Source organism: Micromonospora sp. WMMD1076 (assembly GCF_029581475.1).
GTDB lineage: Bacteria > Actinomycetota > Actinomycetes > Mycobacteriales > Micromonosporaceae > Micromonospora > Micromonospora aurantiaca.
On sequence record NZ_CP120862.1, the window covers coordinates 2,024,630 to 2,044,888 of the forward strand.

Annotated in this window: 20 protein-coding genes and 1 tRNA gene; 6 read left to right on the top strand and 15 right to left on the bottom strand. The window is 73.9% G+C overall.

The annotated features are described in order from the left end of the window. Nucleotides 1–5 precede the first annotated feature (5 nt). Nucleotides 6–851, bottom strand: coding sequence for a MurR/RpiR family transcriptional regulator (locus O7622_RS09905; protein WP_282313048.1), 846 nt, complete (start codon nt 849–851; stop codon nt 6–8). A 114-nt stretch (nt 852–965) separates the two neighbouring features. On the opposite strand from O7622_RS09905, the gene O7622_RS09910 reads away from it, so the two are divergent. After that, complete coding sequence (locus O7622_RS09910; RefSeq protein ID WP_282313049.1) at nt 966–2,168, top strand: hypothetical protein; 1,203 nt, start codon at nt 966–968, stop codon at nt 2,166–2,168. A 4-nt stretch (nt 2,169–2,172) separates the two neighbouring features. Here O7622_RS09910 and O7622_RS09915 read toward each other — a convergent pair whose 3' ends face one another. Genes O7622_RS09915 through O7622_RS09945 form a run of 7 tightly spaced genes read right to left on the bottom strand, consistent with a single transcriptional unit; the run spans nt 2,173 to nt 10,125 of the window. Next, complete coding sequence (locus O7622_RS09915) at nt 2,173–3,858, bottom strand: glycosyltransferase family 39 protein (protein WP_282313050.1); 1,686 nt, start codon at nt 3,856–3,858, stop codon at nt 2,173–2,175. Nucleotides 3,859–3,912: 54 nt separating this feature from the next. Continuing rightward, the gene (locus tag O7622_RS09920; protein ID WP_282313051.1) at nt 3,913–4,752 is read right to left on the bottom strand and encodes a glycosyltransferase; all 840 of its coding nucleotides are present in this window, start codon (nt 4,750–4,752) and stop codon (nt 3,913–3,915) included. Beyond that, nucleotides 4,752–5,669, bottom strand: a complete 918-nt coding sequence (locus O7622_RS09925; protein ID WP_282313052.1) for a glycosyltransferase — start codon at nt 5,667–5,669, stop codon at nt 4,752–4,754. The genes O7622_RS09920 and O7622_RS09925 overlap by 1 nt, the downstream gene beginning before the upstream one ends. Next, on the bottom strand, nt 5,666–6,997 hold the full coding sequence (locus tag O7622_RS09930; protein ID WP_282313053.1) for a hypothetical protein: 1,332 nt from the start codon (nt 6,995–6,997) through the stop codon (nt 5,666–5,668). Before O7622_RS09930 ends, O7622_RS09925 begins: the two co-directional genes overlap by 4 nt. Beyond that, nucleotides 6,984–8,078: a glycosyltransferase family 4 protein gene (locus O7622_RS09935; protein ID WP_282313054.1), complete on the bottom strand. Its 1,095-nt coding sequence runs from the start codon at nt 8,076–8,078 to the stop codon at nt 6,984–6,986. Before O7622_RS09935 ends, O7622_RS09930 begins: the two co-directional genes overlap by 14 nt. After that, entirely contained in the window at nt 8,075–8,926 is an 852-nt protein-coding gene (locus O7622_RS09940) for a glycosyltransferase family 2 protein (RefSeq protein WP_282313055.1), read from the bottom strand. The genes O7622_RS09935 and O7622_RS09940 overlap by 4 nt, the downstream gene beginning before the upstream one ends. A gap of 2 nt (nt 8,927–8,928) precedes the next feature. Next, nucleotides 8,929–10,125, bottom strand: coding sequence for a hypothetical protein (locus O7622_RS09945; protein ID WP_282313056.1), 1,197 nt, complete (start codon nt 10,123–10,125; stop codon nt 8,929–8,931). A 173-nt stretch (nt 10,126–10,298) separates the two neighbouring features. Between O7622_RS09945 and O7622_RS09950 the strand changes: the two genes are divergently transcribed. Beyond that, nucleotides 10,299–11,171 carry a lipopolysaccharide biosynthesis protein gene (locus O7622_RS09950; protein ID WP_282313057.1) on the top strand — a complete coding sequence of 291 codons (873 nt, stop codon included), beginning with the start codon at nt 10,299–10,301 and terminating at the stop codon, nt 11,169–11,171. Here O7622_RS09950 and rfbC read toward each other — a convergent pair. Both rfbC and rfbA read right to left on the bottom strand, forming a co-directional pair. Further along, nucleotides 11,117–11,725, bottom strand: coding sequence for a dTDP-4-dehydrorhamnose 3,5-epimerase (gene rfbC, locus O7622_RS09955; RefSeq protein WP_282313058.1), 609 nt, complete (start codon nt 11,723–11,725; stop codon nt 11,117–11,119). The genes O7622_RS09950 and rfbC overlap by 55 nt on opposite strands. After that, nucleotides 11,722–12,609: a glucose-1-phosphate thymidylyltransferase RfbA gene (gene rfbA, locus O7622_RS09960; RefSeq protein ID WP_282313059.1), complete on the bottom strand. Its 888-nt coding sequence runs from the start codon at nt 12,607–12,609 to the stop codon at nt 11,722–11,724. Before rfbA ends, rfbC begins: the two co-directional genes overlap by 4 nt. 86 nt (nt 12,610–12,695) lie before the next feature. On the opposite strand from rfbA, the gene rfbB reads away from it, so the two are divergent. Both rfbB and rfbD read left to right on the top strand, forming a co-directional pair. Then, the gene (gene rfbB, locus O7622_RS09965) at nt 12,696–13,697 is read left to right on the top strand and encodes a dTDP-glucose 4,6-dehydratase (RefSeq protein ID WP_282313060.1); all 1,002 of its coding nucleotides are present in this window, start codon (nt 12,696–12,698) and stop codon (nt 13,695–13,697) included. Next, complete coding sequence (gene rfbD, locus O7622_RS09970; protein WP_282313061.1) at nt 13,694–14,560, top strand: dTDP-4-dehydrorhamnose reductase; 867 nt, start codon at nt 13,694–13,696, stop codon at nt 14,558–14,560. The genes rfbB and rfbD overlap by 4 nt, the downstream gene beginning before the upstream one ends. Here the strand turns inward: rfbD and O7622_RS09975 are convergent. Together O7622_RS09975 and O7622_RS09980 are read right to left on the bottom strand one after the other, a co-directional pair. Beyond that, nucleotides 14,557–16,011, bottom strand: a complete 1,455-nt coding sequence (locus O7622_RS09975; RefSeq protein ID WP_282313062.1) for a sugar transferase — start codon at nt 16,009–16,011, stop codon at nt 14,557–14,559. The two genes, rfbD and O7622_RS09975, sit on opposite strands and share 4 nt — an antisense overlap. A 109-nt stretch (nt 16,012–16,120) precedes the next feature. Next, nucleotides 16,121–17,188 (bottom strand): LCP family protein, encoded by a 1,068-nt coding sequence (locus O7622_RS09980; protein ID WP_282313063.1) that lies wholly within the window; start codon nt 17,186–17,188, stop codon nt 16,121–16,123. A gap of 165 nt (nt 17,189–17,353) precedes the next feature. Between O7622_RS09980 and O7622_RS09985 the strand changes: the two genes are divergently transcribed. Both O7622_RS09985 and O7622_RS09990 read left to right on the top strand, forming a co-directional pair. Continuing rightward, nucleotides 17,354–17,653 carry a hypothetical protein gene (locus O7622_RS09985; RefSeq protein ID WP_282313064.1) on the top strand — a complete coding sequence of 100 codons (300 nt, stop codon included), beginning with the start codon at nt 17,354–17,356 and terminating at the stop codon, nt 17,651–17,653. Between the two features lie 54 nt (nt 17,654–17,707). Further along, on the top strand, nt 17,708–18,760 hold the full coding sequence (locus O7622_RS09990; protein WP_282313065.1) for an expansin EXLX1 family cellulose-binding protein: 1,053 nt from the start codon (nt 17,708–17,710) through the stop codon (nt 18,758–18,760). A gap of 135 nt (nt 18,761–18,895) precedes the next feature. Here O7622_RS09990 and O7622_RS09995 read toward each other — a convergent pair whose 3' ends face one another. The 3 genes from O7622_RS09995 to bcp all read right to left on the bottom strand — a co-directional run bounded on the left by O7622_RS09995 (nt 18,896) and on the right by bcp (nt 20,216). Then, entirely contained in the window at nt 18,896–19,423 is a 528-nt protein-coding gene (locus tag O7622_RS09995; RefSeq protein WP_282313066.1) for a GNAT family N-acetyltransferase, read from the bottom strand. Nucleotides 19,424–19,513: 90 nt separating this feature from the next. Further along, nucleotides 19,514–19,589 (bottom strand) — tRNA-Leu (locus O7622_RS10000). Between the two features lie 156 nt (nt 19,590–19,745). Then, nucleotides 19,746–20,216 carry a thioredoxin-dependent thiol peroxidase gene (gene bcp / locus O7622_RS10005; protein ID WP_282313067.1) on the bottom strand — a complete coding sequence of 157 codons (471 nt, stop codon included), beginning with the start codon at nt 20,214–20,216 and terminating at the stop codon, nt 19,746–19,748. Between the last annotated feature and the right edge of the window lie 43 nt (nt 20,217–20,259).

The window sequence follows — 20,259 nt, forward strand, 5'->3', positions numbered from 1 at the left end:
TCCTCTCAGCCGAGGAACAACTGGCGGCGGGCGGCGGACGACTCGAACGCCTCGAGCCGGTTCTGGGTCTCGGCCGGTGCGGCGTCGCAGATCGCCTGGAGCACCACCATGGCCAGCGTCATCGGGGCGGTGTGCAGGTCGAAGACCAGGTCGGTGCCGACGGCGGCGGGCAGCACCACCTCGGCGTGCTCGGTGGCCGGGCTCACCGGCGAGTCGGTGATCGCCACGACCGTCAGCCCGGCGTCCCGGGCCTCGCGCAGCGCGTCGAGGGTCTCCCGGGGGTAGCGGGGCAGCACGAACGCGAGCATCGCCGTCGCGCCGGCCGCGACGGCCTGGTCCAGGCGGTCGACGAGCATGCTGCCGCCGTCGTCGAGCACCCGCACGTCCGGGTGCACCTTGGCCGCGAAGTACGCGAAGTACGCGGCGAGCGGCGCGGCGGCGCGCAGCCCGAGCACCGGCAGCGGACGGCTGGCCGCGAGGAGCTTCCCCACCTCGGCGACCCGGCGGGCGTCGGCGAGCTGCGCGGCGAGCCGGTCGAGATTGTCCCGTTCGGCGTGCACCGCCCGTTGCAGGGCGTTGCCGGCGGCCGGTCCGGCCGACCCGGTGACTGTCAGCTCCCGCAGGCGGCGGCGCAGCGCGGGATAGCCGTCGTGCCCGAGCGCCATGGCGAACCGGGTCACCGACGGCTGGCTGACGCCTGCCAGCTCGGCCACCTCGGCGGCGGACAGGTACGCCGCCGCGCCCGCGTGCCGCACCAGGCAGTGGGCGATGCGGCGCTGGGTCGGGGTGAGCCGTACGCCGTGGAACAGGTCGAGCAGGCGGTCAGGGGAGGCCGCACCGCTTCCATTCACCCCGCGACTCTATGCATGAAAACTTTCAGAACGCAAGAGTGCCGCGACCGCAGGGAGAGCCGATGGGCGCGCTCTCTGTACTATCCGCACGGCGGGTGAGCAGAGGAGTGGGGCATGCAGCCGGAAGGTCCGTACAGGTTCACCGAGGTGCTGGGCGAGTGCCAGGTCGGCAGGGCCTGGGCCGCACTCGACGGGCAGGACCGCGCGCTGACCGTGGCGGTCCTGGACGGCGCCGCAGCCGGCGACCAGCGCTGGCGCGAGGCGTTCACCAACGCGGCGAACGTACTGGCCCAGACACCTGGCGGCCACCGGTACGTCAACTCCGACTTCGCCGCCGGCCAGCCCTGGGTGGCGTACCCGTCCGAAGAGGACGGCGCGGCCGAGCGGCTGTTCCGCAGCCTGGGCATGGACTACCAGCGCACCGCCACCGCCGAGATCCTCCCGCCGCCCCCGCCGGTGTCCGCGCCGCCGCAGCAGGTCTCGTCCCCGCCGCAGTTGCCGTGGAGCCCGCAGCCGTGGGCGATGACGCCGCAGCAGCCGGTCTCCGGCGCGCCCGTCTCGTCCGGCGCACCCGTGTCACCCGGCATGCCGGTGTCGCCGGGCATGCCGGTGCCGGCGATCCCGGCCCAGGCCACCGCCCCGGATCCGCTCGCGCCGACCGGCGGTCCCCGGATCGCACCGGTCGCCCGCCCGCCCAAGAGCCGTACCGGACTGTGGATCGGCGGCCTGGTCATGGCGGCGGTACTGGCCGGCGGCGCCGGGCTGCTCGCCGGGCGGTCGCTCGCCGACGGTGGCGAACCGTCCACTCCGGCGGCCAGCGCCTCCCCGGCTCTCTACGAGGCCACCCAGCAGTCGCTGAACAAGGCGAAGTTCGACGCCACGCTCATGCCGATCGCCGAGCCGTGGCTCGACGGGGTGGGCGGTTGCGCGATCAACACCGAGAAGAGCGGCCCCGGGCTCTCCGCGGGCGAGAAGCAGCACGTCTTCTGCCGCTACCTGGGAGTGTCGGTGCACTTCGCCGAGTACGAGTCGGCCGAGAAGAAGGAGGCGGCGCGCGCCTTCCGCCAGCAGATGGGCATCATCGGCCGGGCGCTCGCGCCGGGCATGCGGGAGGCCGGTCCGGCCACCGGCGGCGTCAGCGGGGCGCAGGGCGGCTACGTCGAGTACGCCGGCAACGGCCAGGACGGCCGCCCGGTCTGCGGCATCTGGTGGGGTCGCGACGACGACACGAGCGCGATCTACATGGAGACGCCGTGCGGCGCCGGGCTCGGCGGCAACTGGGACGCCCTGCGCGACCTCTGGCAGAGGCACAGCTAGACGGCTAACGGACAGCCGCGCCGTTCGGCGGCGGCACCAGGCAGACGTCGCTGCCCTTGGTGACGCCCGCGGCCAGGTCGAAGCGGACCACGCGCGCCCCGCCGAACTGCCGCTCGGTGACCGCCACGCCGCTGCCGCCGAGCCGGACGATGACATCCCGGTTCGCCCCGTCGGCCCAGTCGGTGGCCTGGAACAGCCAGACCCGGGACCGTCCGGGCAGCAGCGCCGACACCGTCCGCCCCGGGCAACCGCCGGGGCCGGCCGCGACCACGTAGGCGTCCGCCGCCGGGCCGTACCAGGCCTGGGCGTTCCACGACACTGTGGTGGCCAGCACCAGGTCACCCGGTCGGCGCTTGTCAGCCAGATAGCCCAGTGCGCCCCGGTAGTCGACGGCGTTCGCGCCGCCGCCCTGGGCGAAGGCCCGCGCCGGATGCACTGTCGCCACCACGGCGGTGGCCAGCTGCGGAACGGCGAGCGCGAGCAGCAGCACCACCCCGGCCACCCACCTGATCCGGGCGGGCAGGCCGGCTCGCATCGGTGGCGGTGCGACGGCGAGCGCGGCGAGCAGCAGGCAAGCCGGCACCGCGTAGAGCGCCAGCCGGCCGTTGAACGGGTAGACCGACACGGCCGCGCCGGCCAGGCCGGCCGCCAGCGGCGTGAGTAGCACCAGCACCGCCACGGTGGAGAGCCGGCGCAGCCCGGCGGCCGCACCCAGCACCAGCAGCGGTACGACGACCCACGCCGACCAGGCGACGAACGGCACCGTGGCGAGACTCCGGTACGTCGCCGCGAGCCATTCCACAGTGGCGGCCAGATCGGTGAGCGAGTGCGCCGGATAGATCGACTTTGCCCGCCAGTACGCGGCGAGCTGCGGATCGGCGAGCCCCGGCGCCAGGAACAGCACGTACACCACGAGCGCGACCACGCCCCAGGCCGGCGCCGGGGCGAGGAACCGGCCCACCTCCCGCCACCTGCTCGCCCACCGCCGGTCCGGGCGGGACAGCGCGTACCCGCCGAGCAGCACGCCGAGCGCGCCGGTGACCGGAATGGACAAGGTGCTGACGAACGCCATGACCGCCGCGACCGACCAGAACACCGCCGACCCGGCCCAGGTGACGCCGTCCCGGACGAGCAACAGCGCCAGCCCGACCACGAGCGTGACGCCGAACGCCTCGGCGCTGTACTGCTTCAGCTCGTTGGAGTAACCGATCAGGAACGGCGCGACGGCGACCAGCAGCAGCGCCGCCAGCGCGGCGAGCGGCGGCAGGAGTGCCCGGCCGAGCCAGGCCACGAGCGGCAGCAGCGCCAGCCCGAACAGCAGCGGCACCAGCCGTAGCGCCCGCTCACCGTCGCCGAACTGCTCGAACGCGAGCCGTTCCAGCCACAGCCAGCCGGGCGGCGCGGACTGGCTGAACGCCAACGGCTGCAACAGGTCCAGGTAGCCGCGCTCCCGGATGTTGTGCGCCACGTACAGCTCGTCGCTCCAGAAGCTGCGCGCGTACGCCCACTGCCGGATCCGCAGCACGGCGCCCAGCGCGACCAGCAGGCCCGCGACGGACCAGTACGGGGACCGGTTCAGCCGGTCCCGCGCGAGCGCGACGAACGCCACCGGTGTGCCCGGCCGCGACGGAACCGGCGTCGCCGACGCGGGCGCCATCGAGGGGGAGAAGGCCGGGCGTGTCACGGACACGGCGAGACGGTATCAAAGCGTCATTCACGTCAGCGGCCCCGCGACCGGCTTCGATCACTGGTCGGCGCGTTCCGGCGTGGACGGAGCGGCGGAGACCGCAGTGCCGACCAGCCCGGCGGCCCGGCGGTGCCGGAGTGCCGGTCGCGGCAGGCCGACCAGGAACTCCGGGAACATGCCGAAGAACGTCCGGGCGCTGCGCAGCTCCAGCGTGTGCGCAGGGGACCAGCGCACCGAGTTGGTCGCGCGGGCCCAGTGGTGGGTCCACCGCGCGTCACCGAGCACCGCCACCGGCATCCCGTGCCGCCAGGCGCGTAGCCCCAGCTCGTGGTCCTCGTAGTAGAGGAAGAACCGCTCGTTCCATCCGCCCAGCTCGATGACGTCGGCGGTCCGGCCGGCCACCGCCGCGCCCATCACCCAGGCCACGTGGCGCGTCTCGCCGGGCGCGGCCACCAGCCGGTACGAGGCGTGCAGCCGGGACAGCGGCCACACCTTCCGGTTGCCGAGCTTCGCCGTCGCGTACGGGAAGCCGCGCCCGTTGGCCTGCGGTGTGCCGTCGGTGCCGAGCAGTTGCGGCGCGACCAGTCCGCCGTGCGTGTCCAGGTGCCGGGCCAGGGCGTCGAGTCCGTCCGGGCGCACCTCCAGGTCCGGGTTGGCGAACAACACGTACCGGCCGGTCGCCTGGCGCAACGCGACGTTGTTGGCGCGGGAGAAGCCGACGTTCTCCGGCAGCCGGATCACCCGCGCGCCCAGCTCCTCGGCGACCGCCGCCGAGTCGTCGGCCGAGGCGTTGTCGACGACCAGCCACTCGTACGGCTTCGGACCGCGCCAGCAGCGGCGCAGCGTGTCCGCCGAGTGGTAGGCGACAGTCACCACTGTCCACGGCTGTGCCGTCATCACGCCCTCCGAGCGGTCAGGTAGCCGAGCAGGGACGCGAACCCGAACCGCGGCCCGGTCCAGCGGCGGCGGGCCGCCGGCCCTTCGGCCAGCCCCCGTCCGACGCCGCGCAGGAACGGGCGCAGCAGGCCCTGCCGGACCCGCCGGGCGGCGAGCGCGAGGTGTGCGAGCGCCAGCACCGGCACCGCCACGAGCAGCAGCGGCCAGGTGAACGTGCGGGACGCGACCAGCAGCCGGTTGCGGGCCAGCAGGAACGCCCGGAACCCCGGCAACCGGTCGTCGCCGTCCACGCTGTGCCCGCCCGCGTGCGGCAGCACCACGTCCAGCCCGCGCGTGCGCAGCCCGGAGGCGTAGAGCCGGAACGCCAGGTCGGCGTCCTCGCCCCAGGCGAACAGGTGCTCGTCGAAGCCGCCGAACCGGCGATACAGCTCGGTCGGGAAGACCGCCGCGCCGCCGGACGGGCCGAGCGGGGCGCGGCCCGCGGTGGACCGCCTGTCGATGAACAGCGACACCGGGTTCAGGTCGATGCCCACGTACTCGCCGCCGTGCATGGCGAGGCCGACAGCGATCGGGGCGTCCGGGTCGGCGGCGACGGCGGCGCAGATCCGGGCCAGCGCGTCGTCGGGCAGCCACACGTCCGGGTTCAGCAGCAGCAGGTGACTCGTGGTGACCGTCGCCGCCGCCCGGTTGCAGCCGGCCGCGAAACCCGGGTTGGTGGAGTCGGGCAGGTACGCGTACCGGTCGGCGGGCAGACTCCCGGCGATCACCTCGGCGCATCCGTCGGAGGGCCAGTTGTCCGCGAAGACGAACCGGACCGGCAGGTCACCGGCGCTGCGTACCCAGGTCGGCAACGTCTCGGCGAGCATGCCGGCGGACCGGTAGAGGACGGTGACCACTGTGAGCCCGTCGAACGTCATACCGCGCTCCTGCCCAGCCGGTGCAGCACCCAGAGGCCGGGCACCAGGCTCAGCCAGGTCGGATAGATCAGCGGATACAACTCGTAGACGCCGAACAGCGCGAAGTAGACGACGAACGCCCGCGCCAGCTGCCCGGCCGGCGCGCGGGAGAACTCGAACCACCGCTCGGTCGCGCCCACCGCCAGCCCCAGCGCGGCCAGGAAGAACACCGCCCCCAGTGGGCCGTAGTCGAGCAGCGGGATGGCCACGAACGTCGCGGTGTTCATCAGGTACGGCTGGCTGAGCTGGGACGTCAGCCCGTACAGGTCCGCCTTGCCGACGATCGGCTCGACCCGGGAGCCGAGGAACGTCAGCGAGTACGTGCCGTACCGGGGTTCCAGGTGCTCCCGCTGCGACCACACCCGCCCGAACGTCTCGGTGGACGAACTCAGCGACAGGTCGAGCGATCCGGCACTGCTGGTGAGCGCGTTGCTGCCGTAGCGGGCCCGGAACTCGGTCTCGAACGCGCCGGTGCCGGCCATGGTGCGCTGCCCGCCGAGGAACACCGCCGCGCCGAGCGCCACCGCGCCGATCAGCAACACCACGGGCGTCCGCGCGGCCAGGAACGACGCGGCCCGTCCCCGGGTACGGCGGACCGACAGCGCCGCGATCAGCGCGGGCGCGATGCCCACCAGCACCGAGTTCTTGCTCGCGCCCAGCGCCGCGCCGACTGTGAAGACAGCGGTGAGCGCGTAGTACACAGGCAGCGCCCGGCCGCGCGCGGACAACGCGCGCAGCAGCGAGACGGCCATGCCGAGCGTCCACGCCTCGGACAGCAGCCCGACGACCAGGTTGGACTGTTCGCGCAGCACCTGCCGGGCGGCGTCCGGGTTGTCGGCCAGCAGCGGCGGCACTGTTCCCCGGAACCGGATCGTCGCGGTCACCAGCGCGATGCCGAGCAGCACGAACAGGTACGTCAGCAGGCGCCGTTCGGACGGCCAGGACAGCGCCGGACGGGACCGTTCGCCGTCGTCCCGCCTGTCGATTAGCCGTCGGCCGACCGCCCAGGCCAGCAGGAAGACGGTGACGTAACCGGCGAGCACCGGCAGCACGCCGCGACCGGCCCACGAGTCGTACGGGCCGGGCAGCACCCGCACGGCGAGCAGCGCGGCGGTCCAGACGGCGGCGCAGGCGGCGAGCGCCCACATCCGCAGGCGCGCGGCGAGCAGCGTGCCGACCGCCAGCGCGAGCGCGACGGCGATCCCGGTGTCGACTGTCGCCAGCAGCAGGGCCGCGCCGAGCGCGAACGGGATCCCGACCGACCAGAGGCGTCGCTCAGCGGCTGCCACGGGTGACCGTCCGGTACAGGTCGTGCCAGGTGTCCACGCATCCGTCGAACGAGTGCCGGTCCGCGTACCGCCGGGCCAGCTCGCGCCGCCGCTCGTCCCACGCGGCCGGGTCGGTGGCCGTCCGCACGGCGGCGGCCAGCGCCTGCGGCGTCAGGTCCGCCCGGTACGCGAGCACGCCGTCACCGGCGGCTGTCACCTCGGTCAGGCCGCCCGCGCCGGAGTGCACCACCGGCACACCCAGCGACATCGCCTCCAGCGCGCTGCGCCCGAACGCCTCCACCCGGGACGGCACCAGCAGGCAGTGCAGCCGTTGCAGGAACGGCGCGGCGTCGACCCGGCCGACCAGGTGCAGGTTCGGCCGCTCCGCGACGTCGGCGGTGCCCGCGCCGGCGACCAGGAACTCCACGTCGGGCAGCGCGGCGGCGACGTCCGCGAGCAGGTCGGCGCCCTTCTCCCGTTCCAGCCGGCCGAGGAAGCCGACCCGGACCGGGCCGTCCGGCGCGAGGCTGCCGGTGTCGGTGACCTGCGGCCAGATGGCGGGCAGCGGGTTCGGAATCACCCGCACGTCGCGGATCCGCCCGCGTACCCGAAGCTCGTGGGCCTCGAAGCCGGAGACCGCGACCGTCGCGTGCGGCCGCAGCCGCCGGAACATCAGGTCGGTGCTGATGTTGGCCTGCACCGCGGCCTTCGCGCGCAGCGTCTCCGCCGTGTCGCGGTACTGCCAGAGGCTGTTGTGCAGCGTCACCACCAGCGGCGTGCGGCGGCCCCGCACGCCCAGCCCGGCGCGGGCGTGCATCGCGGCGGAGAGCAGGTGCGCGCTCACCACGTCCGGCCGCAGCTCCTCGACCAGGGCGCGGATGCCGCGCGCGTACCCGAGGTCCACCCGCTTGGCCGCGCCCAGCGGACGCCACGGCACGCCCGCGTCCCGCAACGCCGCGGCGACCTCGTCGTCGGGCGTGGCGGCGACCACGTCGACGCCGCGGGCCGCGAGCGCCGGCAGCATCTCGATCAGGAAGCGCTCGGCGCCACCGAGCTGCCGCCGCCCCGACCCGCCGGTGGTGCAGACGAACAGCACTCTCATCGGACGCCCATGCCTTCCAGGGCGCCGCGGGCGATCGCCCGCCGCGCCGGCCCGCCACCCACCGCCGCCCGGGCGAGGACCCCCAGCGTGTACGCGGAGCAGGCCACAGCGCCCCGCCACCCGGCCAGTTCACGGCTGGCCCGGATGAACTCCCGGGTCTGCCGGCGGGAGATCTCCTCGGCCGCCCACCGGCGCTTCGCGCTCGCGTCGTCCTCGTGCGTGACCACGGCGTCCGGCAGGTACGCCAGGCGCAGCCCCAGCCGGCGCACCGCCCAGCACAGCCGCAGGTCCTCGGAGTAGAAGAACGACGACTCGTCCACCCCGCCGATCCGGTCCAGCGTCTCCCGCCGCATCGCCACGAACGGCCCGGAGAGCCAGTCGCCCCGCTCCGGCGGGGCCACGATCCGCAGCCTCGGGAACACCAGGCTGAGCCCGGTGGCGTGCGCGACGCCGGTGCCCACAGTGAGGAACCGGCCGGCGGCGGTCTGGTCCCGGCCGGTCGCGTCGAGCACCTTCGGGAACGCCGCGCCGACGGCCGGGTCGTCCAGCTCGGCCACGAGCCGCTCGATCGCGCCCGGCCGCACCAGGATGTCGTTGTTGGACAGGACCACCCGGGACCGGGTGCTGTGCCGGACACCGAGGTTCATGCCCTTGGCGTAGCCGAGGTTCGTCTCCGAGCGCACGTACCGGGCGCCGGTCTCGGCGCACATGGCCCGCAGCTCGTCGCTGATCACGGCGGCGCTGCCGTTGTCCACCACGACGGCTTCCACACCCTCGGGGAGCGAGCGGACGCAGCCGTCGGTGCGCTCGAAGTCTTCCCAGGTCAACACGACGATTGAGACGTCCACCGCTAGGCCATCCGATTGACGAGGAGGTGCGTGGACCGCTGGAGTCGCTGCCGGGTGCGCAACGCGTAGACGCCGTAGGCGACCGACGACGCGACCGCGGCGCCGAGCGCGCCGGCCCACGGGATGAGCAGAACGTACAGCACCACCGACACCGACATGGTGACCAGGGCCACGGCGGTGGTGGCCTGCTCCCCGGCGCGCTTGAGCAGCGCCGCGCTCCACGTCTTGCCGGCCGACAACGCCAGCGTCCCCGGCAGCAGGAGAAGCCCGAAGGTCCAGGCGTCCCGGTAGTCGGGCGCCAGCACGCCGAGCACCGCCAGGCCGATCACGGCGAGCGCGGCGATCGGCAGCGCCGAGCGGACGACCTCGCGGCCGTGGTCGCCGACCGCGTCCGGGTCACGCTCGGCCAGGATCCGCTGCGCCCGTACCACCGCGCCGGACTGGGCGAACTCCAGCGCCGCCACCGCCAGCGCGAACACGCCGAGCGCGCCCGCTCCGGCGAAGCGGGCCACCAGAACCTGGCTGAGCCGGTACGTCAGCATCTGCGCACACACCCCGACGTGCAGCCGGCCCACCGCGAGCAGGTCGGCGCGGTACTCCGTGCGCCCCGCCGTCGCCGCCGGCACCGGCCCGAACCGCCGCGCCCAGCCCAGCACCGCCACCCCGAGCACGGTGGCGGTGGTGACCTGGACGCCCAGCCAGAGCACGCTCCACAGGCCACCGTCGAGCCGGTGGCCCAGCCAGAGCAGCCCGTACCCGGCCACCAGCACCGCGCCGCCGAGCGCCCGCATGGTATAGACGAACCAGAACCGCTTGAGGCGCAGGCCGAGCGAGGCAGCGGTGTTGAACACGGTGAGCGCGCAACCCGCCCCGATGCCCACCGGGTGGCTGCCCAGCCCGGCCAGCGTGGTCAGCAGCGCCGCGGCCAGCGCGGTCAGGCCGAGCGAGACGGCGAGGATACCGGCGATCCACAGGCGACCGCGCGACATGATCCAGCCGGCCGGGCGGGACAGCAGGAACGTGTCCACGGACAGGCCGCCGAGCGCCGCGCCCACTGTGGCGCTCACCATGTTCGCCGCGAGTTCGCCGCGTTCCGCCGCCGGCAGCGTCACCGACACCAGCGCGGCGAGCCCGGTCAGGCCCAGTGCGACCAGATAAAGACGCTCGGGGGAGACGATCCGCCGGACCCGGCCTAACACCGGGCGCCCAGGTGCCGGCACCGGCCACGAGCCGGCCACGCGGAATCCACTCGTCTTCCCCCAAGATGCGCGGATGTGTGCGGGCCTGTTCTACCCGACATGAGCGCCGCCGCGCAATGGACCCGGCGGGCGGGTACGCCCGGGGCCCCGCGACGCCGGTAGGGTGACGCGTCGTGGACCTCGCCCACTTCCGCGACACGATCGGCAGGCGGTGGCCGATCGTGCTGGCGCTGACGCTGCTGTGCGGCGCGCTCACCGGGGTCCTCGCCGAACGCCGGCCGCCGGTCTACCGGGCCGAGACCCGGATGCTCGTCACGTTCGCCGCCGAGAAGTCGGCCGCGCCCCGGCCCCGCCCGCCGGCCGACGAGGCGGGCCGGCTGATGCAGCGGCGGGTCAAGACGTACACCACCATGATGAGCACGCCCCGGCTGACCCGCCCGGTGATCGACTCGCTCGGACTGCCGTACACCACCGACGACCTGGCCGGGCGCGTCGTCGCCTCGTCCACTGTGAACTCGCTGGCGATCGACGTGGCGGTCACCGACCGGTCCGCCGGCACGGCCGCGGCGATCGCCGCCGCGCTCGCCGCCGAGCTGCAACGGATCGCCGAACGCGACCTGCCGCCCGCCGGGCTCGGGCTCAAGGCCCACGTCGCGGTGGTCCGGGCCGCCGCGCCGCCGCCGCGTCCGGAGCCGGTGCGGTGGCAGTGGTACGCCGCAGGCGGCGCACTCGGCGGCCTCGCCGTCGGGGTCGGCATCGCCCTGGTGCTCGGCTACCGCCGGGCGGGTACGCCGGTGAGCGCGGACGTGCGGACGCTCTGGGCGACGACGGTGCGCCGTCGCCCAGCCGCTCCGGCTGTTCCGGCCGATTCGGCTGCTTCGGAGTCGCCGGAACCGGACGAGGCTGCCACCGGACCGGACGCGGCCGGGCTGCCCGACGACGGCGCGGAGGCGCCGGACACGGTGGCGCAGGACCCGGCCGGGGTGCCGGGTCAGAGCGACGGCCGGGTGTCCAACGCTTCGGTGAAGGAGCGGCAGGCGTCGTAGCCGGGCAGCAGACCCGCCGCCCGCGCCTCGGCCAGGCGTGGCGCTGCCGCGTCCCGCTCGGACAGCAGCGGCGTCGCCGCCGGCCAGTCGATCCCGAGCTCCGGATCCAGCGGGTGCACCGTGTGCTCGGCCGCCGGGTTGTACGTGGCGGAGCAGAGGTAGCTGAGCATCGCGTCGTCGGTGAGCGCGCATAACCCGTGCCCCAGCCCTTCGGCCAGGTAGACGGCCCGACGGTCGGTGTCGTCGAGGCGTACCGCCTCCCACCGGCCGTACGTCGGCGAGCCGGCCCGCACGTCCACCACCACGTCGAGCACCGCCCCGCGTACGCAGGTGACGTACTTGGCCTGGCCGGGCGGTACGTCGGCGAAGTGGATGCCGCGCACCACGCCCCGCGCCGAGACGGACAGGTTGGCCTGCGCCAGCCGTAGCGGATGGCCGACCGCCTCGGCGAGCCGGTCGGAGCGGTACCACTCCAGGAACAGGCCCCGCGCGTCGCCGTGCCGGCGCGGGGTCACCTCCCAGGCGCCCTCGATGCCCAGCGGACGGATCTTCACGACGCGCTCCCCGTCCCGGGCCGCTCGGCCAGCAGGCCCAGCAGGTACTCGCCGTAGCCGCTGCGGGTTAGCGGATGGGCAAGCATCCGCAGCCGCTCGTCGTCGATCAGCCCGGACCGCCAGGCGACCTCCTCGACGCAGCCGATCTTCATGCCCTGGCGTTCCTCGATCACCCGAACGAACTCGGCGGCCTGCATCATCGACGTGAACGTGCCGGTGTCCAGCCACGCGGTGCCCCGGTCGAGCACCGTCACCGTCAGTTCGCCCCACGCCCGGTACGTCTCGTTGATCGCGGTGACCTCCAGCTCGCCCCGGGCGCTCGGGGTCAGCTTGCGGGCGATGTCGACCACCCGGTTGTCGTAGAAGTAGAGGCCCGGCACCGCGTACCGGGACCGGGGGTGGTCGGGCTTCTCCTCGATCGACAGCACCCGGCCGGCGTCGTCGAACTCGACCACGCCGTAGTCCTGCGGGTTCGCCACCGGGTACGCGAAGACGCGCCCACCGGCCGGTTCGCCGTGCTGGGCGAGCTGCCGGCCGAGCCCGACGCCGTGGAAGATGTTGTCGCCGAGGATCAGCGCCACCGACTCGTCGCCGATGAAGTCGGCGCCGAGCAGGAACGCCTGCGCGATCCCCTCCGGGCGGGGCTGCTCGGTGTACGCCAGGCGCAGCCCCCACTGGCTGCCGTCGCCGAGCAGCCGCTCGAACTGGGCGCGGTCGTCCGGCGTGGTCACCACCAGGATCTCCCGCACCCCGGCCATCACCAGAGTGGAGAGCGGGTAGTAGACCATCGGCTTGTCGAACACCGGCATCAGTTGCTTGGAGACGGCCCGGGTGATCGGCCAGAGCCGCGATCCGGTGCCACCGGCGAGAAGGATTCCACGCACCCGCGGAGACTACCCGCGACGCCGCCGCCCCCGTGGTCCGTCGACGCCCCGCCCGGGCTGCCGCTACGGCGTAGACTCCACGACCCGTGAGGATCCTCGTCACCGGCGGCGCCGGCTTCATCGGGTCGGAGTACGCGCGGATGCTGCTGGGCGTGCCCGGCGGCGGCGCGTCCGGGGTACCGGTCGAGGGCCCGGCCGCGCTCACAGTGCTGGACAGGCTGACCTACTCCGGCAACCTGGCGAACCTCGCGCCGGTGCGCGACGATCCCCGGCTGCGCTTCGTCAGCGGCGACATCTGCGATCCGGCGCTGGTCGACGAGGTGGTGCCGGGACACGACGTGATCGTCCACTTCGCCGCCGAGTCGCACGTGGACCGGTCGATCACCGGCGCCGCCCCGTTCGTCACCACGAACGTCCTCGGCACGCAGACGCTGCTGGACGCCGCGCTGCGGCACGGCGTCCGCCGGTTCGTGCACGTCTCCACCGACGAGGTGTACGGCTCGATCGACTCCGGCTCCTGGACGGAGAGCCGGCCGCTGGCGCCGAACTCGCCGTACTCCGCCTCGAAGGCCGGGTCCGACCTGCTGGCGCTGTCCTACCACCGCACCCACGGTCTGGACGTCGTGGTGACCCGCTGCTCCAACAACTACGGGCCGTACCAGTTCCCGGAGAAGGTCGTCCCGCTGTTCGTGACCAACCTGCTCGACGGCGGCACAGTGCCGCTGTACGGCGACGGCGGCAACGTCCGGGACTGGTTGCACGTGCACGACCACTGCCGGGGTGTGGCGATGGTGCAGGAGAAGGGGCGGGCCGGCGAGGTCTACCACATCGGCGGCGGCACCGAGCTGACCAACCGGCAGCTCACCGAGCGCCTCCTGGCGGCGTGCGGGGCGGGCTGGGACCGGGTCGTGCCGGTCACCGACCGCAAGGGCCACGACCGTCGCTACTCGCTGGACATCAGCAAGATCAGCAGCGAGCTGGGGTACGCCCCGAGCATCGACCTCGACCGCGGCCTGGCCGAGACGGTCCGCTGGTACCGGGACAACCGGGCCTGGTGGGAGCCGCTGAAGAGGGCCGGCCCCGAATGACCCGGATCCTCGTCACCGGCGCGGGCGGGATGCTCGGGCGGGACCTGCTCGCCGTGCTGCGGACCCGGCCGGACCTGTCGGTCACCGCCGCCGGCCGCGCCGGCCTCGACGTCACCGACGCCCGGGCGGTCCGGGACGCGGTCGGCGGCCACGACGTGGTGCTCAACGCCGCCGCGTGGACCGACGTCGACGGCGCCGAGACGCGCGAGCGGGACGCCACAGCCGTCAACGGGGCCGCGGTCGCCGCCCTGGCCTGCGCCTGTGCCGGGTCCGGCGCGCGCCTGGTGCACGTCTCCACCGACTACGTGTTCGGCGGTGACGCCACCGAGCCGTACCCGGAGGACGCCCCGACCGGCCCGGTCAACGCGTACGGGCGCAGCAAGCTCGCCGGGGAGCGGGCGGTGGCCCGGCTGCTGCCCGAGACCGGGTACGTGGTGCGTACCGCCTGGCTCTACGCCACCCACGGCCGCAACTTCGTCACCACGATGCTGCGGCTGGCAGCCGAACGCGACCGGCTCGACGTGGTGGACGACCAACGCGGGCAGCCCACCTGGTCGTACCGGCTCGCGGAGCGTCTCGTCGCGCTCGCCGACGCGGCCCTCGCCGGCGACGCGGCACCCGGGACGTACCACGGCACCGCCGCCGGCGAGACCACCTGGTACGGCCTGGCCCGCGCCGTCTTCGCCCTGCGCGGGCTCGACCCGGACCGGGTCCGGCCGGCCACGAGCGACAGCTTCCCGCGTCCGGCGCCGCGCCCCCGCTACAGCGTGCTGGCGCACGGCCGGTGGGCGTCGGCGAAGCTGCCGCCGCCGGGCCACTGGCGGGCGGACCTGGCGCAGGCGCTGGCCGGCGACGGCGGTTAGCGGCCGCCGCCCCGGAAGACCTCGGTGACGGTACGCAGCACGATCTTGATGTCCAGCCAGAGCGACCAGTTCTCGACGTAGTAGTTGTCGAACCGGGCCCGGTCCGAGATCGGCGTGTCCCCGCGGAGGCCGCTGACCTGCGCCAGACCGGTGAGCCCGACCGGCACGCGGTGACGCATCGCGTACCCCGGGTATTCCATGGAGAACTTCTCCACGAAGTACGGCCGCTCCGGCCGGGGCCCCACCACGCTCATCTCGCCGCGCAGGATGTTCCACAGCTGCGGCAGCTCGTCCAGCGAGGTGCGCCGCATGAACCGCCCGATCGGGCCGACCCGCCCGTCGTGCGCGATGGACCAGGTGGTCTGCGACTCGTGCTCGTCGGCCGGGCGCATGGACCGGAACTTGATCACGTGGAACGGCTTGCCGTACCGGCCGACGCGCTCCTGGCGGAAGAACACGCCCCGGCCGCCGTCGAGGAACGTGGCGACGGCGCAGAGCAGCAGCAGCGGGCTCAGCGCCACCAGGGCGGTCACCGCGAACACCACGTCGGAGGCACGCTTGAGCCGCCACCGGGGACCGGTGAGCGTGGTGTCGCCGATCTTGACGATCGGGATGGCGCCGATGTGGTCGGGGTATCCGCCCTGCGACCGCGAGCCCCACAGGCGCGGCACCGCCCACAGGTCACAGCGGGAACTGGCCGGACGCAGCAGCGACTCCATCAGGTCGGCCTCGGAGCAGTCCGGGTCCGCGATGACCAGGACCTCGCACTCCAGCATCTCGGCGAGCTTCTCCAGGTCGTCGATCGTGCCGATGAGCGGCAGAGCGCCGATCCGCGGCCGCGACGGGGCGTCGACGGCGCCGACGAACCGCAGCCCGTACTGCGGGTAGCGGCGCAACAGCCGGGCCAGCTCACCGCCGATCGGGCCGCCGCCGATCACTATCGCGTTGTGCTCCACCCACCGGCGCCTGCGGGCCAGCAGGATGAGCCGGCTGTTCAGCGCCCGCCCGACGATCACCAGGCCGGCGGAGAGCGCGACGCCGCGCATGAACCCGCTGACGTACGGCACCGAGTCGTGCCGCAGCGCCGCGATGATCGCCCCCACCGCGCCGGAGGCCAGCAGCCGGCCGCCGAGGCTCGGTAGCTCGTCCAGGATGCTGATGTGCCGGCGCGGCCGGTAGAGCCCGCCCGCGGCGAACAGCCCCACGGTGAGCGCGGCGTTGAACAACGTCCCGCGCCAGTAGTTCTGGGTCAGCAGCAGCGGCGCGAGCAGCGCCGCGGCGTCGATGGGCGCGGTCACCATCCAGGCCCGCAACCGTCGGGTACGCGTCGACGCCCGCGATCCCGCGTACGGCAGTACTGTCGTCGTGTCCAGGCCGCTGTCCATCGGCGTGTTCATGGCCACACCGGACGGTGGCGCGGACGGATGCTCGAACGCCGGCAGGCGTGGCATGGCCGATCCTCCCCCGTGACGCCCCCGGCCCGGATGCAGAGACCGACGGCGATCGCAGGATACGAGCGGCCCCGCCCTGCCGCCAGCACCGGCATGACAGATCGACGTCCTACTTTCCGCTGATGGCGAGGATCTCGGGGACCGAGTCGCGGCGCACCGCGTCGAACAGCGTCTTCGAGCGCGCCGGATCGGGGAACACGACGCTCTCACTGCCGACCCGGCCGGTGCCCTTCACCGGGCAGGTGAAGAACGTCAGGTTGCCGCCGCGCAGGCCACGCATCTCCATCGCGAGGTCCACCAGCGACAGTGACTTGTCGACAGCGACCGAGTCGGACGTGGCGCGGACGAACGAGTTGAGCTTGGCCGGGTTGGTCAGCACCCCGCCCGAGGCGGCCTTGTCCAGAATGGCTTTGATCACCTGCTGCTGGTGCCGGATCCGCGCGAAGTCGCCGTCGGGGAAGGCGTGCCGCTCCCGCGCGTAGTCCAGCGCGGCGGCCCCGTCCATGGTCTGCCGGCCCTTCTCGAAGGTCCGCGTGCCGATCAGCGAGTACTTCGTGGTGAAGCCCTTCTCCACGTCGATCTCGACACCGCCGAGCGCGTCGATGATCTCCTTGAAGCCGGCGAAGTCGACCATCGCCACGTTGTCCACCCGTACTCCGCTGAACTTCTCCACCGTCTGCACCATCAGCGGCACGCCGCCCCAGGCGTACGCGGCATTGATCTTCGCGTCGCGACCGCCGCGGCCCTCCTTCGACTTCGGGACGGCCGTCCAGGTGTCGCGGGGGATCGAGATGAGCTGGGCGCTCGACCGGTCCTTCGGCAGGTGGGCCAGGATGATCGTGTCGCTGCGCGAGCCGCCGGTGCTCTCCGGGTCGCGGGAGTCGCTGCCCAGGATCATGATGTTCATGGCGCCCTTGGCCTCGACCTGCGGGCGCGACTCCTCCGGCACGCCCTCGAAGGCGTCGACCCGCTCGATGGACTTGTCGACCGAGCGGTAGTAGAGACCACCGGCCAGCGCGCCGCCGCCGGTGAGCAGCACCACCACCAGCAGCACGATCAGGGCGATCCGCCGGCCCCGGCGGCGCCGGGGCGCCTGCTCCTCCACGGGCCCGCCCGGCTCCACATCGGAGCCCTGCGCGCGCGGGTCGGAATCGGTGAGCTGGTGGCGATCTGACATGCCGCGATGCTACTGATTCGGGTGGCACCGTGTGGACCCGCGCCCGGACGGTGACGTCCCCGGAGGCGCGCGGCCGACCGGGCGAGGTGGCCGGCTCCGGGCCTTGCCGCGGGCACCGGCCGGATCGATGATGGTGGGGAAGGCCAAGTCGACCGAGGAGTCGAGATGCAGGTCATCCACCAACCGCGGGTGGCGTGGGACGCCGCCCGGGTCATCGGCGGGGCGATCCACGACGAGCACCTGTTCGGCTGGCTGCGCGGCGAACTCGGCGCCCTGATGGGCCCCGCCGCGGCGGCGGCCCTGGACGAGACCCGTGACCGGGTCCGCTGGGCCGGCGACGCCCGGCTGCCGGTCGAGACCGGCGTCTGGCGGGTCCGCCTGGAGGACTCGCTGCGGCAGGACCCCGACCTCGCGGGCGGGCTGGCCGGTGTCGTCTCCGCCGCCCGTACCCTGCGCCCGGTTTAGCTTTCGCTTAGCTCGCTTGTCCGGCGGCACGCCGGTCCGGCAGCATCGACCGTCGTGACCGACGGCACCGCACCCCACCCGCCGACAGCCGGCGACCCGCCCGGATCCGCCGACCCGGACGGTCGTCGCCGCGCCGCCACGCGGCGTCGCCGCCTGGCCGCCGCCGGTCTGGTCACAGTCGCCGCCGCGGTCGCGGTGACCCTCGCGGTACGCGGCGGTGCCGCCCCCGCCTGCGCCGCCCCGCCTCCGCGCGCTGCCGTGGCCGCCCTTCCGCCCGCGGCCGCCGCTCTGCGGCCCGGCGCCGCCCTGCCGGTGGCTGCCGCCCCGCCCGTCGGCGGCGCGACGCGCAGCGGCAAGGCGACCTTCTACGACTCCGAAGGGGCCGGCGGCAACTGCTCACGGCCCGCCGCGCCCGCCGACCGGATGTACGTCGCGCTCGGCCCCGGCGAGTACGCCTCCGGCGCCTCCTGCGGCGGCTTCCTCGACGTCACCGGCCCCCGGGGCACCGTCCGGGTGCTGGTGATGGACCAGTGCCCGGAGTGCGCGCCCGGCCACCTCGACCTCTCCGCCGAGGCGTTCGCCCGGATCGCCGACCCGGTGCAGGGGGTGGTGAAGGTCAGCTACCGCGCGGTGGTGAACCCGAGGCTGCCCGGCCCGCTCACCTTCCGGACGAAGGAGGGCTCGTCGCAGTGGTGGTTCGCCGTCCTGGTCGGTGACCACGGCAACCCGCTGCGCTCGGTCGAGGTACGGCAGAACGGCTCGTGGCGGGCAGCGCAGCGGCAGGACTACAACTACTGGCTGATCGCGTCCGGGGCCGGTCCCGGCCCGTACGAGATCCGGGTCACCGACGTGTACGGCCACCGCGCGACCGCCGGCGGCATCCGGATGCTCCCCGGACAGGTGCAGCGCAGCAAGGCCCGCATGTACGGCGCCGATCCCGCCACCCCCAGACCCACCCCGAAGAAGCCGACCCCCACACCCAGACCCCAGACCTCCAGCCCTTCGACCCGCACGCAGCAGCCCACCCCCGCCGCCCCCACCCCAGCCGCGACGGAACCCCTGGTGCAGGCAGCCGCCGCCCCTCCCGCCCGGGTGCCCTGCTCCTAACAGCCACGACACCCCCGCCCTGCCCCCGCCCTCTCGCTGATCTTGCACTTGCGGCCCTCGATCTGCCCTGGATGCGGCTTTTGCGGGAGCGGAAAATGCAAGATCGACCGGGCCGGCCAGGGCGGGGCGGGTGGGTCAGGGGGAGGTGGGGAGGTCGAGCCACATGAGGATCTCGTCGCGGGCGTCGGCAGGGGAGAGGCGCAGCGCGGCGGGGAGGCGGCCGATCTCGCGGTAGCCGAGGCGCTTGTAGAAGCGGTCCAGGCCCAGGCCGCCACGGACCGTCACGTGCAGCGCCGCCAGGCCGAGCCCACGGGCGATCCGCTCGGCCTCGCGCATCAGCGCCGCGCCGTGGCCGCGTCCCTGCGTGTCGGGGTGCACCATGACGCGCTTGAGCACCCGCCAGTGCGTCTTGAGGTGGAACCGGTTGTCGGCGATGACCAGCACCGCGACCGGCTGTTCGCCCTCGTAGCCGACGAGCAGCCGGTCCGGCCCGTCCGCCACCTCGTCGAGCGTGGAGGTGGCGAGCGGGCGTACCTCGTCCGCTGTCACCGGGGCGACGAAGCCGACGGCGCCACCGGCGTTCGTCACGTCCACCCACAGCGCGATGATCTGCTCACGCAGTTCGGGGGTCAGGTCGGGATCGAGTACGAAACGCAGGTCCACGACGCCATCCTGCGCGTGGCAGGGCGGTCCGAACCTGCGTTCGTGACGTTCCCGACAGTCACCGGCACCCGGTGGCACCGGCGAAACGAGTGGTAGGGCCGGCGGGATTCGAACCCGCACTGGTGCGGACCTAAACCGCATGCCTCTGCCGTTGGGCTACGGCCCCTCCACGGTGAACACCGGCCATTCCGGCCGACGCCGCAGGCGCCTGCGGACCGGTGACACAGCCTCCGGATCGTAGACCACATCCGGCGCCACCACTGCCGCCGCACGGGCGCCGGTGTGGCGGCCCGGTGGTGACGACCCCGGCCGGGCGGCCAACTCAGTCGAGGCTGAGGTCCCGGCGCAGCTTGGCGACGTGGCCGGTGGCCCGCACGTTGTAGAACGCCTGCTCGATCTTGCCGTTCTCGTCCACCACGAACGTCGAGCGGATCACGCCGGTGACCGTGCGGCCGTACATCTGCTTCTCGCCGAACGCGCCGTACGCGGTCAGTACCGCCTTGTCCTCGTCGGAGACCAGCGGGAACGTGATCGCGTCCCGGTCGCGGAACTTGGCGAGCTTCGCCGGCTTGTCCGGCGAGATGCCCACCACCTCGTAGCCGGCGGCCTGGAGGGAGGCGAGCGAGTCCCGGAAGTCACACGCCTGCTTCGTGCAGCCCGGCGTCATGGCGGCCGGGTACGCGTACAGGATGACCTTGCGGCCGCGCAGGCCGGACAGGGACAGCGTGCCGCCGTCGTCGGTGGGGAGGGTGAAGTCGGGGGCGGGGTCGCCGGGCTTGAGGCGGTCGGTCATGGCGGTGACGATACCGCCGGGCCGGTGCGGCCGGCGGACGGCG

Bases quoted from the DNA above. Each gene is read 5' to 3' on its own strand.
- O7622_RS09910 (WP_282313049.1), top strand. From the start codon at position 966: ATGCAGCCGGAAGGTCCGTACAGGTTCACCGAGGTGCTGGGCGAGTGC.
- O7622_RS09920 (WP_282313051.1), bottom strand. From the start codon at position 4,752: ATGACGGCACAGCCGTGGACAGTGGTGACTGTCGCCTACCACTCGGCG.
- O7622_RS09925 (WP_282313052.1), bottom strand. From the start codon at position 5,669: ATGACGTTCGACGGGCTCACAGTGGTCACCGTCCTCTACCGGTCCGCC.
- O7622_RS09935 (WP_282313054.1), bottom strand. From the start codon at position 8,078: ATGAGAGTGCTGTTCGTCTGCACCACCGGCGGGTCGGGGCGGCGGCAG.
- rfbD (WP_282313061.1), top strand. From the start codon at position 13,694: ATGACCCGGATCCTCGTCACCGGCGCGGGCGGGATGCTCGGGCGGGAC.
- O7622_RS09975 (WP_282313062.1), bottom strand. From the start codon at position 16,011: ATGCCACGCCTGCCGGCGTTCGAGCATCCGTCCGCGCCACCGTCCGGT.
- O7622_RS09980 (WP_282313063.1), bottom strand. From the start codon at position 17,188: ATGTCAGATCGCCACCAGCTCACCGATTCCGACCCGCGCGCGCAGGGC.
- O7622_RS09985 (WP_282313064.1), top strand. From the start codon at position 17,354: ATGCAGGTCATCCACCAACCGCGGGTGGCGTGGGACGCCGCCCGGGTC.
- bcp (WP_282313067.1), bottom strand. From the start codon at position 20,216: ATGACCGACCGCCTCAAGCCCGGCGACCCCGCCCCCGACTTCACCCTC.